Source organism: Methylomonas stagni, from assembly GCF_050154735.1.
GTDB lineage: Bacteria > Pseudomonadota > Gammaproteobacteria > Methylococcales > Methylomonadaceae > Methylomonas > Methylomonas koyamae_A.
This window is the reverse complement of sequence record NZ_CP189557.1, coordinates 4,357,556-4,373,280: the sequence shown is the minus strand read 5'-3', so window position 1 is coordinate 4,373,280 and position 15,725 is coordinate 4,357,556. Positions and strand designations below refer to the sequence as shown.

Genomic DNA, 15,725 nt, shown 5'->3' with positions numbered 1-15,725 from the left:
TTGTTTGGTCAATGTAGGATGAGCCGACGACAGGAGGCGCATCTGTCGCGATCGATGAGCTTCATTGCATTCAGCTCATCCTACTTAGCTAACCCTCCATGCGTATAGGCCTCCATAGCAGCTAACACAATGGGATTTTTGAAAACGTTTTTTATATCACTATCAAAGACAACAAAAAGAAAATCAAATACATAACGTCCACGTAGCTTCAAATCAATTGTTGATGCAACCGAGTTCGGATCTAGGTAATCTGTTTCCCCTTCAAGTTGAACCTGAGTAAATAGCAGCCCTCTTTTTATGTTAACGGAGTATCGAGTAATTTTTCGGCTATAAGAGCCGACATCAACAGCGGTATATCCAGAGTGTTCATAAACTTCACCTATATTTTCGCCCTCCGTCGAAATGATAAAGTCCTTTTTACCCCCATTAGCAATAAGGCCCGCAAACTGATCCGGAGTAATGTTGAATTCGGCATGAGGACCGCCATCTGCTCTTGCATGGTTTCTTATTGAAAATACATCTCTACCAAAGTAAAGAGACAACTTAGCCTTTATCGATTTGCCATTTATACAAATATCGCCGTCTATACAACTCTCTTCATTCAGCATGGATATTGTCTGAACCTCAAATAATCATCCCACACATCCCCACAAGCCGTTTGCAACAGTTCCACCGATGCTCGACCTTCACTATCGGCAACGCACCCTGCCACTCATCCATCACCAAATCCGCGACATCATTTTCTAGAATTCCAATAATTGGGCAGTTTTCGCAAATGCATCATGGCCAAAACTTCCAATCTCCCGACTTTTTCCCGATAAACCAACGCATACGGAAAATGCAATATCCGACATTTTCGAGTTTCATCATCCATCTTTCGATACAGCATCGGATTGCGACAAACCCGGTGAATGGCATCGTCCACCGCCTCTATAAATCGCTTTTCCAAACCTGCTTGTTGTTTTTGATAAAACAATATTGCTTGTTCCAACTCCTCGCGGGCCTGAGGATGCAGGAAATATTTCATAAAAAGCGCTGTCTTAGCTCCGCCATGACTTGTTCGCCATCCAGCAGTAGCGCCGAATTGGCGTCTATTTCCTTGCAACGCTTTTCAATTTCTTGCCTCCACTCCTCGGAAACCGGAAAATCGTCTTCATAGTCCAGGCTTTCGATCAGTATTTCCGCGATATACGCTCTTGCTGCCGGAGCCAGTTTTAAAGCCTGTTCGGTTATCGTTTGTGCATCCATCAATCACCTCCAATTTAGCGCTAGCATGCGATAAGGCAGGAACTCAATCAAGCCCTAAAATAATCATCCAGCAAATCCCGACAAACAGCCTGCAAGGGCTCCACCGACTGCTCGACTTTCATTCGCAACAACGCCCCCTGCCAGCCGTTTAACATCAAATCCGCCATACTTTTCGCGGTCTTATCGGTGCGTACTGTACCGTCTTTCTGGCCGCGCTCCAGCGCGGTTTTCTGCAAATCGGCGTAGCGACCGACCGCGTCCAGCAAGGCGTCGCGGCATAGCGGACTGGTATCGCCGATTTCCCCCATCAAATTGCCCAGCAGACAACCGCCCTTGAAACCGGTTTTGGCCACTTCCGCTATCAATTCCGCGTAATACGCTTTCAATGCGCCCAGTCCGTCCAATTCCGGGTTTTGCAAATGCCCGGTCAAGCGGACGATAAAAGGCTCGATGTAATGATGGATCGCTTCGGCGGCGAAGCGTTCCTTGCTTTCGAAATAGGCGTAAAACGAGCCCTTGGGAATTTGCACGGTGTCCAAGATCTCTTTCAGGCCGGTGGCGTGATAGCCTTTTTCCAGCAGCAAACTGACGCCCTGCTTGAGCAATCGATCTTTTTTGACTTGTTTCGGCTTTAGCGATGACATGGATTAATTATGCGACCGGTCGTCTAATTTGTAAATCAGTTTTTCCTAATATTTTTAAACGCGACCCACGGGCCGATAAAACCGGCCGAACGCGGCCGGAGTAGCGATTTTTCAGCCTTGATATGCTATGTTGGCAGTCTGTTCCTTTTTTAATGGTAAGCCCAGCAACATGAGCATCAAATCAGACCAGTGGATACGCAAAATGTCCGAGCAACACGGCATGATAGAGCCGTTTCAGGCCGGCCAAGTTCGCGAATCCGCTCAAGGCCGGATCATCTCTTACGGGACGTCGAGCTATGGTTACGACGTGCGCTGTTCCAACGAATTCAAAATTTTCACCAACATCAACTCGACTATCGTCGATCCAAAAGATTTCGACGAAGCCAGCTTTGTCGATGTCAAGTCAGACGTCTGCATCATTCCGCCCAACTCGTTCGCGTTGGCGCGTACCGTTGAGTATTTCCGAATTCCGCGTGACGTGCTGGTGGTCTGCCTGGGCAAATCGACTTACGCCCGCTGCGGCATCATCGTCAACGTCACGCCGCTGGAACCGGAATGGGAAGGCCATGTGACCTTGGAATTCTCGAATACCACGCCGCTGCCGGCCAAAATCTACGCCAACGAAGGCGTTGCCCAAATGCTGTTTTTCGGCGGCGACGAAGTCTGCGAAACCTCCTACAGGGACAGAGGCGGCAAATACCAGGGACAAACCGGCGTCACTTTACCCAAGGCCTGAACCCGACCATTCCGTCCCACCCAGCCCGGCACCGATATGACCCAACCCAGTAGCGACGCGTTAGACCAATATTACCGCCAAGTCCACGACATCATTCTCAGCCGGCAAAACTGGATTAGTGGCCTGCTGCCGGCCAGCACCGCTGTCACCGTACACGGCAACTATACCGACGCCTGGGTTAGAGATAACGTTTACAGTATTTTGGCGGCTTGGGGGCTAGCGTTGGCTTACCGGAAGAACGGCGAAAACCCGGAACGCGCTTATTTGCTGGAGCAAAGCGTCGTCAAACTGATGCGCGGCCTGCTGACCGCGATGATGCGCCAAGCGCCTAAAGTCGAGAAATTCAAGCACAGCCAGGACCCGCTTGACGCGCTGCACGCCAAATACAACACCCAGACCGGCGAAATCGTGGTTGCCGACAACGAATGGGGCCATTTGCAACTGGACGCCACCTCGTTGTTTTTGTTGATGCTGGCGCAAATGATCGCATCGGGTCTCCGCATCGTGTTCAGCGTGGACGAAGTTAATTTCGTGCAAAATCTGGTGCACTATGTCAGCCGCGCCTACCGCACGCCGGATTACGGCATTTGGGAACGCGGCAATAAAATGAACCACGGCATCGCCGAATTGAACGCCAGTTCGATCGGTATGGCCAAGGCGGCGCTGGAAGCGATGTCTGGCTTCAACCTGTTCGGCAAGGATGGCGGCCAGACCGCGATCATCCATGTCGTCGCCGACGACATCGCCCGTACCCGAATTACGCTGGAATCGCTGCTGCCGCGCGAATCGATTTCCAAGGAAGTCGATTCGGCGGTACTCAGCATCACCGGCTTTCCAGCCTTCGCGGTCGACAATGCCGCTCTCCGCGAAAAAACCGAGTCGCTGATCGTCGAGAAATTGCAAGGCCGTTACGGCTGCAAGCGTTTTCTGTTGGACGGTCACCAAACCGTCATCGAAGACCACCAGCGCCTGCATTACGAACCCAGCGAGCTGAAGCAGTTCATGGACATCGAGTGCGAATGGCCGCTGTTTTTTTCGTACTTGCTGCTCAATCGCTTGTTTGCCCGCGACGTCGACGGCGTGCGCGACTATCGGCGCCGTTTGGAACACTTATTGGTGGAACGTAACGGTCAATGGTTGTTGCCCGAGCTGTATTTGGTGCCGGAACCGGCGATCCTTGCCGAGAAGCGCCACCCCCACAGCCAAGAACGGCTGCCCAACGAAAACGTGCCGCTAGTCTGGGCACAAAGTCTGTTTATCCTAGGCTGTCTGCTGCAGGACGGCTTGATCGCGCTAGACGACATCGATCCGCTGGGCCGTTACAAATCCACCCGCCTGTATAACCGAACGCCTTTACAGGTGGCGCTGCTGGCCGACAGCGAGGCGGTACAAGCCGACTTACACGCTACCGGCATCGTCTCGCAAACACTCGGTGAAATCGCGCCGATACAGGTGCGCGAAGCCAGCGAACTCGCTGCGGCCTACACCCAAGTGGGACGCAACGATCGAATCGGCCTGACCGGACGCCCCTTGCGCCAAATTCGCAGCTTGGCGACCTCCCGCCTTTATCTGCTGGCCGGCGAACCGCTGCTGTTCCTGCCGCAATTCATGAACCAACAAGGATTCTATATTGCGATGGACAATCGCTTGTTGATTCAACGCCTGCGCATGGAATTGACGTATTTGGCACACCACTGGGACAGCCCTAAACCGCCAATCTTCGTCATCAACGTCAAGGACAACATGCTGCACGGCGCCGATCGCGAAATGTTGCTGGATTTCATCCAGCAAATCGGTTCCGGCAAATTGGCCGACATTGAGGTTAGGCTCGGCCTGTTAACCGAATTCGCGGCCGACTCCTGTCGTGAGAAAATCGGTTATCTGCACGATTTTCGCTTTTCGGAGCCGCGGCGTGACGACGCCGAGCGCCCCTGCGCGCACGCAATGCCGCACGAGGCCGCCACCCCACAACCGTTGGACAGCTATACGCTGACCGCCTGGGAAATCGGCGACGATGCGTTGTTACTAGAGCAATTGCGCGGCAACGGCAATCTGTATGCGCAACTGGAAGCCTTAAGTCTGCTCGGCGGCCGCCACGGCTTGGACCATCCTGTGCGCTTGGCCGGCCAGGAGTATTCGGTGCGCGACCTGCTGGAAGAGGTTTACGCCCGCGCCGGCGACCGCCACGTCTGGTACATCGTACGTCGCGCGGCCGGCATTCTGGGCAAGTACGATATCAATCTGGAACAGGCGGCGACCGACATCCTGGTCCGCCAACACGGCTTGACCGTCGGCCGCGCCTACAGCGGCAAAGCCACGTTACGGCGGCCGACCGACTCCTGGGAAATACTGCAAACCATCCGTAGCTTTAACAATCAGGATAGCAATCAGCACATTGTCATCCAGGAATTGATCATTTATTTGGGCATGCTGATCAAACTCAAGCCAGAATTGTTTGCCGACATGCATACGATACGGGTCGGCCATATTCTGCAGCTGATCGTGGCCCGGCAAAAACGCGCCAGCCAAGTTTCGCTGGACCAAGCATTTACCGAGGTATTAGGTCTGCCGTCGCACCGACTGGTGGAACTGCTCAGAGAAACTTTAGAGGATTACGGGAATAGCCAAACCCAACTAGGCTTGGTGGAAACCCTGCATTACGACGGCGCGCAACGCGACTTGACTTCGGCTCGCTTCCCGGCAACGATGAACCCGAATCGCGGCGACTCCGAGGACTGGTACGACTGGCGCGAACGCCAAGGCAGCGTCGGCCGTGAAAACGACGCTTTTTTCACCGGCGTTTGGACGGTACTGGAGCGTTGCCAGGGCCTGATGATAGGCGAAAAAATCAACGGTATGCGCCGGCTCGACAGCGAGACCACGCTGTCGCAGATGACGCCGGGCGAGCAAACTTTTAAATTGCACGTCAATCACGTACTCAATAAAATTCAGGCGCCGGTCTACCGGCAATTGACCGCCGAGGCATTGCGGGCGTTGGGTTCTATTTTCCGGGACAACCCGGCCTTACGGGTGGACGATACGATAGTCACAGACATTCTGATCGGCCATGCCGTCAGAATCTGCTGGCTGCACGATCACCCTGACCACCGCGACCAATACGAAAATTACGTGTCGCTGGCTTGGCAGGCCTTTTATCAACTGCCGCCCCACGCCGTTGCCAACGGCATTCTCGACGCCCTGATGCATTTACTCGACACGCCCAACGCCCAGTGAGGACCGATATGATTTTAGCCGGCGACATCGGCGGTACCAAAACGGTGCTGGCCTTAATTGAACCATTAGCCGACGGCACGCTGCACAGCGTGCGCGAACAAACGTTTGCCAGCCGAGAATTCCTGGACTTCGAGGAGATTTTGGACTTATTCCTCGCCGATCAGCCCCCGCCAACGTCAGCCTGTTTCGGCGTCGCCGGACCGGTGGTCGAACAACGCTGCCAAACCACGAATCTACCCTGGTTGCTGGATGGTCGGCGGTTGCAACAGAAGCTGGGTACCGACCAAGTCAAACTGCTTAACGATTTGGAAGCGATGGCTTTGGGCATGCTGCACCTGCCACCGGAAGATTTCGTCGAACTGAATCCCGCCGCCGAACCCCAAACCGGCAATATCGCCGTGATCGCGGCCGGCACCGGACTCGGCGAGGCCGCTTTGTATTGGGACGGCCAACGCTATCATCCCATCGCCACCGAAGGCGGACATAGCGACTTGGCGCCGCAAACCGAACAACAGGATCGGTTGTTGGTCTATTTGCGCCAACTGTTTCCAGACCACGTCAGTTGCGAGCGGGTGCTGTCCGGAAACGGCTTCAGTCATTTATACGATTTTCTGTTAGCCGACCGTTTCGCGCCTGCCTGCCCAGCAATTCCCGCCGCGCACGCCGAATCCGAAGTGGACCGCAACGCACTGATTTCGCGTTTGGGTGTGGGCGGTGAAGACCCGCTCTGTGAAGAAGCAACCCGTTTATTCGCCGAATTGTACGGTGCGGAAGCCGGCAATCTGGCCTTGAAGCTGCTTGCGACGGGCGGCGTGTTTATCGGCGGCGGGATAGGCCCGAAGATTCGTAAGGTTCTGGAGTCGGGTGAGTTTTTACGCTCATTCGCAGCCAAAGGCCGCTTTCAGCCGCTGTTAGCGAAAATACCGGTAAAACTCGCGTTGAATCCACGCGCACCGTTGATTGGCGCCATGCATTATTTTGCCGATTTGCTTGGCAAGCACTAACTATTCGGCGAATGCTCAGCGATCTGTCACCCCCTCTTTCAAAAAGGGGGAGCGGCGATATCCGCCTCGAGCTCCCTTTTTCGACGGGAAACTTGGATTTAGGCCGGTTGCGAAGCCTATGCTGAACAGCTACCGCGCGCCTTAATCGAGCCCGCCTTGCACGATACTTGGTCTGCGGGTCCCCCATGCGATGCGGCTTTGGCAATCGACACTATCAGCCCGCGAGGTTTATTGTTAAGATCGATACGTAGCAGTCTCTCACAGGGCTCGGCTAGCCGAAATCGACCTATACCAAAGCGCTGACATGGCCCACACCAGATCCAAGCTCGAACACTCCCTATCGCTACTGAAAGCGACGTTGGACGCCACCACCGATGCCATTCTGGTTGTCGACGCGGCCGGTCGCGTCATGCAATACAACACCGAGTTCGCCCGTATGTGGCAGATTGACCGGGAGTTGCTCAACGCGGACACCCAATCCGCACCGCTCCGCCGGATCCTGAACGGCACGGATTTGCAAGACGATGCGGAAACCCGCTGGTTCGAGGTACGCCGCGATCCGGAACGACACGCTTACGACGAACTATTGTTAAGCGACGGTCGGATCATCGAACGCCACCAGATGACCGAATATCGCGATGGCATCGCGGTTGGGCAAATTTGGCATTTTCGCGACATTACCGAACGCAAGGCCTCGGAAACGCCGTTGGCGCAATTGAGCTTCGGCATGGATCAGATGCGCGACGCTGCTTATTTGATCGACAATGATGCCAGGATTATCTACGCCAACCGCCACGCTTGCTTGGAATTAGGCTACAGTCGCGAACAATTGCGAGGCATGCGGGTTGAAGACGTCGACCCCGCGCATACCGACACGATTTGGCGAACTCATTGGCAAGCGCTAAAAGCATCGGGGTCGCTAACTTTAGAGACCCTACATCAAACCAAGGATGGCCGACTGTTTCCGGTCGAAGTCGTGGCCAACTTCTTCGAATACGCCAACACCGGTTACAACCTGGCGATAGCCCGGAATATCAGCGAACGCAAGCGTATCGAAGAAGTCTTGCAGCAAGCCGCGTTAATTTACCAAAACAGTAGCGAAGCCATGCTACTGGCTGACGCAGAGGGACGTATTATCGCGGTCAACCCGGCTTTTACCCAGATTACCGGCCATTGCCGCGAGGAGATCGAGGGCCAATCCATCGATCTTATCAATACCGAAGATCACCGCAAAGCGATGTGGCAGAGCGTTCGCAAATCCGGTTTTTGGCAAGGCGAAGTTTGGGATAGGACCCAATCCGGGGACAGATACGCAAAATGGCTGACCGTGAACGCCATCAAGGATTCGGAGGGGCGAATATTTCGACTGGTGGCGCTGTTCGCGGACATCACTGAAAAAAACAGGCCGAGAACTTGATCTGGCAGCAGGCCAATATCGATCCGCTGACCCAATTGCCCAACCGGCGTATGTTTCATGACCGATTGGAGCAAGAAATCAAAAAGGCCGGCCGGGATAAAACCCGGCTGGCTTTGTTTTTCATCGATCTGGATCTGTTCAAGGAAGTCAACGACACGCTGGGACACGACATGGGCGACAAACTTCTGCAAACCGCCGCCCAGCGTATACGACTGTGCGTCCGAGACTCCGACACTGTCGCCAGATTGGGTGGCGACGAGTTCACGGTGACCCTAAGAGAAGTCGGCGAACCTTGTAACGTGGAACGGATTGCGGGTGCGATATTGGAAAAAATGGCGGAGCGCTTCGAGTTAGGCGCGGACGTTGCCCACATTTCCACCAGCATCGGTATCGCCTTCTACCCGGATGACGCTAGAGATATCAAATCGCTGCTAAAACACGCCGACCAAGCCATGTATGTGGCCAAAAATCGCGGTCGCAATCAATATTGTTTTTTCATCCCTGCCATGCAGGAAGCCGCGCGGCATCGACTTGGCCTGAGCAAGGACTTGCGCTCGGCGCTGTCCACCCGGCAATTGACTGTTTACTACCAACCCATTGTCGAACTGAGCAGCAATCGGGTATGCAAGGCCGAAGCGCTGATTCGCTGGCACCATCCCCAACGCGGCCTGATCGGCCCGGCCGAGTTCATTCCCATAGCCGAAGAAACCGGTCTGATCAACACAATAGGCAACTGGCTCTTCGAACAAGCCGCGCAACAAGCTCGCAAATGGCGACTGTCGATACACGACGACTTTCAAATCAGTATCAACAAATCCTCGGTGCAATTTCGCAACGAACGCGAAAACCACCAAGCGTGGCTCGAAAAGTTGACTCAACTGCAATTGTCCGGCCAACACATCGTCGTCGAAATCACCGAAGGCGTGCTACTGGAAAGTGGCAACCGCTTTCAGGACCAGTTGTCCTCATTTCGCAACGCCGGCATTCAAATCTCGTTGGACGATTTCGGTACCGGGTATTCGTCGTTGTCTTATTTAAAAAAATACGATATTGATTATTTAAAAATCGATCAGGAATGCGTTAACAATCTTTCCGCCGATCCCGCGAACTTGGCACTATGCGAAGCCATCATCCTGATGGCCCACAAGCTTGGCATTCGCGTCATCGCGGAAGGCATAGAATCGGAAGCCCAGCGGCAATTGCTCAAAAACGCAGACTGCGACTTCGGCCAAGGCTTTTTCTTTGCGAAACCGTTACCGGCGGATTTGTTCGAAAGCCGATTTTCCGAACAAACCTAAAAAGGTTGAGAACAAGAACCGGAGCGGCCGACTAGCGCATGGGCCAGCCGGCTAAACCGTGACGAACTTAGTGCGCGGCGTTATAGACTTTCAACATTTCCTTATAGATTTCCAGCGTGGCTTTCAAGCTCGCAGGACCTTCCGCGTCGCCGTTTTCCAATTGCTCGCGAGCGGTTTTCAGACGATCACCGGCTTTTTGGCGCAAGCGTTCGGTCTGCTCGTAGCGGAATTCCTTTTGCAATTGACGCACATCGCTCAGCGCTTTCAGGACTTCGGCTTTATCGGCGCCCTTTTCCACCAAACTAACGGCTTCTTCGACTTTCGCTACCGTGCCTTCAGCGGCGGCACGAACTTTGGCATCGCCCGCGCTGTTTGCAAATGCCGGAACGGAAATTGTCGCAGCCATCAAGCACAAAGCCGCCAAAGTTTTTTTAATCGGATTAATCATTAGGTTTCCTGTCTTAATTGTTTAAATTTCCCTAATAAATCTATGTTATTACCACCCATTTATTAGTGCATATTCAAATGCACCGGCATGCTATCACAGATCAAAGCAACACCGTTAAAACAGAAAAATGACAAGCAATAACCTTATTAATACAGGGTTTAATAATCAGAAAATCCCCCTCGAATAGCCATTCAAATTGCAAGAAATTTCACTTAGAAATTAAATCGGAATGACCAATAGAAAGCGACTCGATATTAATAGACGAGGTCATCGATATTTGGAGCGGACACCCAAGACATACCTACCTTGGGCGATACCAAGAACAACCTGCAAAATACATCACGGGAATGCAACTGCCCAGCGAAAATCGACGCTGATCTTTTAATGTTCACGATTGCAACGATAGTTCCGACGGTCCGCTCGCGCCGACACTTCAAGAGCGACGCGAGCTCCCCCACCATCCACCAGTCAAACTCACGCTAAAACGGCAAGCGACAAATCGGCTCCGACGAATATTGAGAAATAAGCCGCCAGTTTTCCTGATTGTTAGCTCTTATTCGGCCGCCACGTATTGTCCGGGCAATGCTGGGCTTTCGTATTGAATGCCTTCCGGAAAATACGCTAACGAATTGTTGGCAATTTCACGAGCCGCCAGAAACTGTGCATAATAGTTTCTGGACGCGAAACCGAACGCAGGACCGTCATAGCTTTCCACTATCCGAACGAAATCACGACCCGCCTGATTTTGAGCGCGTTTCATACCGCCGATACCGTGATTGTACGAGGTCACCGCAGCGGGCCAATCGCCGAGCTTAGCGTAGGCGTAACTCAGGTAACGCGCCGCACCGGCCGCAGAGGCAAAAGGATCCAGACGTTGGTCGAAACGGTCGCCACCTGGCATAAAGGTTTTTGCGGCAGCCTTGGTAAACTGCCACATGCCGACCGCTCCGGCGGAGGACTTCGCCGCCGGCTGAAACGACGATTCAACATGCGGTAAATAAGCCAGATCCTCGGGCAAACCAGCATCGCGAAACACTTTGCGGAATTGCAAATCGTAGCGACCGCTGATTTCCATCCCTCTTTTGAAGCGCTCCCGAGTTCCGCGCTGCGAGCGCAAACGCTCTGATGAGCCAGCCAATATCGTCGTCAGCGGCTTCCCGGTACTTTCCAAGCGAGCGATCAAATCCCTATCGTTGTTACTTAACGCCGCGTTGTAACGTAATTTGGTTTCCAAACCTGACAGCTGAGATTTCCAATATTCGCGGCGTTGGCTGATCAGTTCTTTTTGCACGCTGGTCAAGCCTTCTCCTACGTAGCCGGGCAAAGTCATCACTTCATAGACAATGTCCAGATACCTATCATCATGAAACGCCACCTGCGATCGCGACCATACCGCATAGGTATTTCGCCAAAAGCCGACTGCCGGCTCCAACTCCGCAGGCTTTGGGAAAATCCCAACATAAAATTCTGGTTGAAGCGACGGGCGTTGCGGCAAGTGCCGCTGCGACTGCGGTTGTTGCTGTACACTGTAAGGCTTAAAGCCGGCCAATTTTTCTTTTTTGACCGAAGGACTGCTGCACGCACTTAACAGTGCGAGCATCATCAACATTGAGACTAGATGTGACTGAAATCGGCTCATGGAAATTTCGAAATTGACAATTGCGCAACCGAGGCACTCCAGCCAAAAATGGCCGCACCCTGGGATTCTTGGAATTTCAAGGAATAATAGCGCTTATTTCGAAAGTTCGTGAAGATTGGATTAAAAAGTGGTCAATTTTTTATGCAAAATTCGATAAACGTTTTCGCGTCAGCTATACCGAAATTAAAAACCGGTCGATATTCAAGCGCGCCACGGATAGGCATGCGTATCGCACGCCGCGAGCGTAACAAATATCGCGCATGACCAAGACTCGACCCTTTTTCAAATTGCGGAAAATTTGTGCAATACTTTGAGAACTTCTGGATAATTCACAATACCGAAGAAAAGACTACGAGAAAATGTTGAATTAGCAACAGATATTATTCGTTATCCGCAGTATCCTCAAACGCTTGTCGGCAAGGAGGATCTATGAAAAAAACCGCAATACACCCTATGTTGTGCTCCCGCTGTGGAGACGAGATCAGTATTTCGGATCTACCGTTTTTGGAAAATAGCCGCTTATGCGCACTATGTAACAGCATACATTTTGAGTTTACAGATTTTGGCGCTAAAACCGATCAAAAACTTAAACAATTTTTGAAACCAGTCCCGCCATTCCACTCTCAAAGCAAAGAAGCGACCGGTTGACCAGTGTCGGGGTGGTCGGTTATCACTGCTTCAAATTTTTGTAACCCTCTTCGCTTTCGCGCATGATTTTCTGGCCCTCTTCCATCATGCGACGCGCCTCTTCCAGCTTGCCCTGAGCATCGCGTTGCATGATCTCGGCACGCTCGACCATTTGCTTACCCTCCTGCCAACGGCTACCCAACTGTGCAATTCCTTGACTATCACGTAGCATTTGATCGCCCGATAGAATTTTTCCCGGGCTGGCTTCGCAGGTTCGCCAGCGCACCCGCTCAATGCAGCGGCCGTCAGGAAAATAGCAGGAGTTACGAATAACGGTGCGAATTTGCGCATCTGAATTTCCTCTTTTTTACCTAAGAACAACTTAATAAAAATTATCGCCTCCAGAAAACCACCGCTGCAAAGGCGACTACACCTCTAGTGGGCTCGACTTCCCCCAACTAAGCCAAAATCGGATACCAGCCAGCGCCAACAACAACCAAACGCTAACCAAAGGCCCGATGACTCCGTCATAATAGGTATTCACTAAATACAGTAGCTTCGACTGCAAATTAACGTTAAAAAAATCCCTAAAGACTTTTATCTGCCAAACCCAAGCCGCATGGCAACCAACACAAAGCCCCAGCGATTCCGCCCAACGCAACCGGATGGCCGCCAGAAAACAACCGACAACCAATAGAGCGATGAGCGCGGTCAAGATATCGGGGTTCAACCAACCGCGGAACGCTTCTCCAAGCAGTTTCATGCCTGAAAAAGGTGTTAGTTCGGCATACGGAATCAAAGATGTACTTTTTAAGAAATGCAGGGCGGCGTAATACAGCGAACTCAGTAGGACCGCGATCGAGAGTGGCAAGACGCGCCGCAACGCGGTCAGTAACAACCCGCGGAATAATAACTCCTCACCGACGCCAATCAATAACGAGAAAAACAACCCCAAACCGAGTTTTTCAGCAACTTTGTTGACACTCCAAACCCGGCTGTCGTCCCAGACATGCACCCCTAGTCCGTAAAGTACGATTAACACGGGCAATAGGCTCGCCAAACCCAGTAAGAACCCCCGACCCATCTGCCGAAAAAACACTTGGCGCGATGCGAAGCCAAAATTCGACCAATCCAGCCGCAAATAGTGCTTCAACGGCCATACACTTAGCAACAGCAACACCAATGTAATCTTACTAACTAACTTCGCAAGCGGCAGGACATCACCCACCAGCAGCAGAACGCCGTAACCGATAAACCCGGCGACAACGGCCAATAATAGTAACAAAGCTAGCGGCGCCAGCAACGCAATCGCGGTCCGCATTAACGAAAATCCCCCCACAAGGCCTGCACCGCGGCCAATGCCGCTAGGACCGCGGTTTCGGTACGCAAGATCCGCCCTCCCAACTTGACAGGGATAAAGCCAGCCGATTTGGCAGATTCCCGCTCCGCCTCGGAAAACCCACCCTCCGGACCGGATAGCAAGGTCACGGTTTCACCCTCCGGCCTCAAATCGGCCAAACTGAAATCAGCATACGGATCGAGAAATAGGCGCAACCCGGTTTGTTCCGACGCCCACTTAGGCAAGTCGGCTAAGTCCGCCAATTCCGGCAGAATGGTTCGGCCCGACTGTTCGGCCGCATGTTGAATGATGCCCCGCCAGTGAGCTTGACGCTGTTGCTTTTTATCCTCGTCAAATTTAATTACGCAACGCTCGGTGACCAACGGGGTCAGACTTGCAACACCCAGCTCTACCGCCTTCTGTATCGCCCAATCCATGCGATCGCCCCTCGACACCCCAATGCCAAGTATTACCTTTAGCGGCGTTTCGACATTACGCTCGATACGGCTTTCTACTCTTGCACTAACCGTTTTACGACTAACTTCGTCCAAACGACAAAAATATTCATCGCCCAAGCCGTTGAATAATATAACTTCGTGATCCTGCTTTAGTCTCAGCACGCTACGCAAATAGTGAGCGCGCGTCTCGTCAAGTTGGACACTGCCCCCAACCTGTAGCGGCTGGGAAATATAGAGACGAGAAACCCTCATTAGTCCTGCACCGCCAGCTGCACACCCTGCCAGGCCACCTCAACCATCAACTCGATCTCCGCTTCGTTGATCACGTATGGCGGCATGAAATAAATAACGTTTCCAAGCGGTCTCAGCAACACCCCTTGGGCCAGCGCATGCCGGTAAACCCGTAACCCTCGCCTTTGTTGCCAAGGGTACGGCTCTCGCGTCCGCTTATCCTTCACTAATTCTATCGCCGCGATCAGACCTGTTTGACGTACTTCTCCGACCAGGGGATGCTCGCGAAAGCGTTCCAGCGCCCCCGCCAATACCTCCGCCAAGCGCCTATTGCGCGCCAAAACGTCTTGTTGTTGAAAAATACCGATAGTCGCGAGGGCGGCCCTACAACCCAAGGCATTACCGGTATAACTATGCGAATGTAGGAATGCGTTCAGGTTTCGATACTCGTCGTAAAATGCCCGATACACATTATCGGTGGTCAATACGGCCGAGAGCGGCAGATAGCCGCCGGTCAATCCTTTAGAAAGACAAAGAAAATCCGGACTAATACCGGCCTGCTCGCAGGCGAAGAGAGTACCGGTACGTCCGAAACCGACCGCAATTTCGTCGGCGATCAAATGCACCTCGTAACGATCACAAGCGTCGCGCAGCAATTTCAAATACACCGGATCGTACATACGCATATTGCCGGCACATTGCACCAAAGGTTCGACGATCACCGCGCTCACGGATTCGGCGTGTTCAGCCAAGGCTTCTTCCATCGCCTTGAAGCGGCGACTTGAGTAATCCCGCCAACTTTCGCCGGGCTCGCGAAAATAGCAATCGGGCCCCGGCACGCTGATTACATCCATCAATAGCGGCGCATAGGTTGACTTGTACAAGGCAACATTGCCTACCGCTAAAGCACCAAGCGTTTCGCCGTGGTAACTGTTCTCCAACGTGACGAAGCGGTTTTTTTCAGTCTTACCCAGATTACGCCAGTAGTGAAAACTCATTTTAAGCGCAATTTCTACAGCTGCCGAACCACTGTCGGCGTAGAAACACTTATTCAAGCCAGCCGGCGTAATTTCCACTAATTTTTCGGCAAGCTCGATCGCGGCTTGATGGCTAAATCCACCAAGTATCACGTGTTCAAGAGTATCGAGCTGGTCTTTAATGGCTTGGTTTATCGTTGGATTAGCGTGACCGAACAGATTGACCCACCAGGAACTGATCGCGTCCAAATAACGGTTGCCGTTGAAATCCTCCAGCCAGACGCCGCTACCAGACTTGATCGGGATCATCGGCAATGCCTCATCCCCGCTTAATTCATAGTCTTTCATCTGGCTACACGGATGCCAAAGCACAGCCAGATCGCGTTCGATTAAAGCACGGTTGTTCAACAATATCTCGCAATGGA

General features: G+C 52.6%; 16 protein-coding genes. 6 read left to right on the top strand and 10 right to left on the bottom strand.

Annotation, left to right across the window (positions count from 1 at the left end):
* Window positions 1-80: 80 nt before the first annotated feature.
* From ACP4CD_RS20255 to ACP4CD_RS20240, 4 genes are all read right to left on the bottom strand, one after another.
* A complete protein-coding gene (locus ACP4CD_RS20255; RefSeq protein ID WP_426992331.1) occupies window positions 81-608 on the bottom strand; it encodes a hypothetical protein in 528 nt (175 codons plus the stop codon).
* 128 nt (window positions 609-736) lie between these two features.
* Window positions 737-1,027, bottom strand: coding sequence for a type II toxin-antitoxin system RelE/ParE family toxin (locus ACP4CD_RS20250; RefSeq protein WP_426992330.1), 291 nt, complete (start codon window positions 1,025-1,027; stop codon window positions 737-739).
* Window positions 1,024-1,248: an addiction module protein gene (locus ACP4CD_RS20245; RefSeq protein WP_281021451.1), complete on the bottom strand. Its 225-nt coding sequence runs from the start codon at window positions 1,246-1,248 to the stop codon at window positions 1,024-1,026. The genes ACP4CD_RS20250 and ACP4CD_RS20245 overlap by 4 nt, the downstream gene beginning before the upstream one ends.
* Before the next feature lie 47 nt (window positions 1,249-1,295).
* Window positions 1,296-1,892: a TetR family transcriptional regulator C-terminal domain-containing protein gene (locus ACP4CD_RS20240; protein WP_426992329.1), complete on the bottom strand. Its 597-nt coding sequence runs from the start codon at window positions 1,890-1,892 to the stop codon at window positions 1,296-1,298.
* Between the two features lie 169 nt (window positions 1,893-2,061).
* Here ACP4CD_RS20240 and dcd point away from each other — a divergent pair, with 169 nt between their 5' ends.
* From dcd to ACP4CD_RS20215, 5 genes are all read left to right on the top strand, one after another.
* Window positions 2,062-2,628: a dCTP deaminase gene (dcd, locus tag ACP4CD_RS20235; RefSeq protein WP_064031738.1), complete on the top strand. Its 567-nt coding sequence runs from the start codon at window positions 2,062-2,064 to the stop codon at window positions 2,626-2,628.
* Between the two features lie 36 nt (window positions 2,629-2,664).
* Window positions 2,665-5,862 carry a glycoside hydrolase family 15 protein gene (locus tag ACP4CD_RS20230; protein ID WP_426992327.1) on the top strand — a complete coding sequence of 1,066 codons (3,198 nt, stop codon included), beginning with the start codon at window positions 2,665-2,667 and terminating at the stop codon, window positions 5,860-5,862.
* Window positions 5,863-5,870: 8 nt separating this feature from the next.
* On the top strand, window positions 5,871-6,866 hold the full coding sequence (glk, locus tag ACP4CD_RS20225; RefSeq protein ID WP_064031700.1) for a glucokinase: 996 nt from the start codon (window positions 5,871-5,873) through the stop codon (window positions 6,864-6,866).
* Between the two features lie 304 nt (window positions 6,867-7,170).
* On the top strand, window positions 7,171-8,283 hold the full coding sequence (locus ACP4CD_RS20220; RefSeq protein WP_426992325.1) for a PAS domain S-box protein: 1,113 nt from the start codon (window positions 7,171-7,173) through the stop codon (window positions 8,281-8,283).
* Window positions 8,280-9,581, top strand: coding sequence for a putative bifunctional diguanylate cyclase/phosphodiesterase (locus ACP4CD_RS20215; protein ID WP_426992323.1), 1,302 nt, complete (start codon window positions 8,280-8,282; stop codon window positions 9,579-9,581). The genes ACP4CD_RS20220 and ACP4CD_RS20215 overlap by 4 nt, the downstream gene beginning before the upstream one ends.
* 67 nt (window positions 9,582-9,648) lie before the next feature.
* Here the strand turns inward: ACP4CD_RS20215 and ACP4CD_RS20210 are convergent, their stop codons facing one another.
* Complete coding sequence (locus tag ACP4CD_RS20210; RefSeq protein WP_064031702.1) at window positions 9,649-10,029, bottom strand: hypothetical protein; 381 nt, start codon at window positions 10,027-10,029, stop codon at window positions 9,649-9,651.
* 553 nt (window positions 10,030-10,582) lie between these two features.
* Entirely contained in the window at window positions 10,583-11,638 is a 1,056-nt protein-coding gene (locus tag ACP4CD_RS20205) for a lytic transglycosylase domain-containing protein (RefSeq protein WP_426992322.1), read from the bottom strand.
* A gap of 459 nt (window positions 11,639-12,097) precedes the next feature.
* Here ACP4CD_RS20205 and ACP4CD_RS20200 point away from each other — a divergent pair, with 459 nt between their 5' ends.
* Window positions 12,098-12,316: a hypothetical protein gene (locus tag ACP4CD_RS20200; RefSeq protein ID WP_426992321.1), complete on the top strand. Its 219-nt coding sequence runs from the start codon at window positions 12,098-12,100 to the stop codon at window positions 12,314-12,316.
* Window positions 12,317-12,338: 22 nt separating this feature from the next.
* Here the strand turns inward: ACP4CD_RS20200 and ACP4CD_RS20195 are convergent, their stop codons facing one another.
* The 4 genes from ACP4CD_RS20195 to ACP4CD_RS20180 form a co-directional block, all read right to left on the bottom strand.
* The gene (locus ACP4CD_RS20195) at window positions 12,339-12,467 is read right to left on the bottom strand and encodes a hypothetical protein (RefSeq protein ID WP_426992319.1); all 129 of its coding nucleotides are present in this window, start codon (window positions 12,465-12,467) and stop codon (window positions 12,339-12,341) included.
* Between the two features lie 255 nt (window positions 12,468-12,722).
* Complete coding sequence (locus ACP4CD_RS20190; RefSeq protein ID WP_281021456.1) at window positions 12,723-13,616, bottom strand: CPBP family intramembrane glutamic endopeptidase; 894 nt, start codon at window positions 13,614-13,616, stop codon at window positions 12,723-12,725.
* A complete protein-coding gene (locus tag ACP4CD_RS20185; RefSeq protein WP_426992318.1) occupies window positions 13,616-14,344 on the bottom strand; it encodes a 16S rRNA (uracil(1498)-N(3))-methyltransferase in 729 nt (242 codons plus the stop codon). The genes ACP4CD_RS20190 and ACP4CD_RS20185 overlap by 1 nt, the downstream gene beginning before the upstream one ends.
* Window positions 14,344-15,708, bottom strand: coding sequence for an adenosylmethionine--8-amino-7-oxononanoate transaminase (locus ACP4CD_RS20180; RefSeq protein ID WP_426992316.1), 1,365 nt, complete (start codon window positions 15,706-15,708; stop codon window positions 14,344-14,346). The genes ACP4CD_RS20185 and ACP4CD_RS20180 overlap by 1 nt, the downstream gene beginning before the upstream one ends.
* Window positions 15,709-15,725 lie beyond the last annotated feature (17 nt).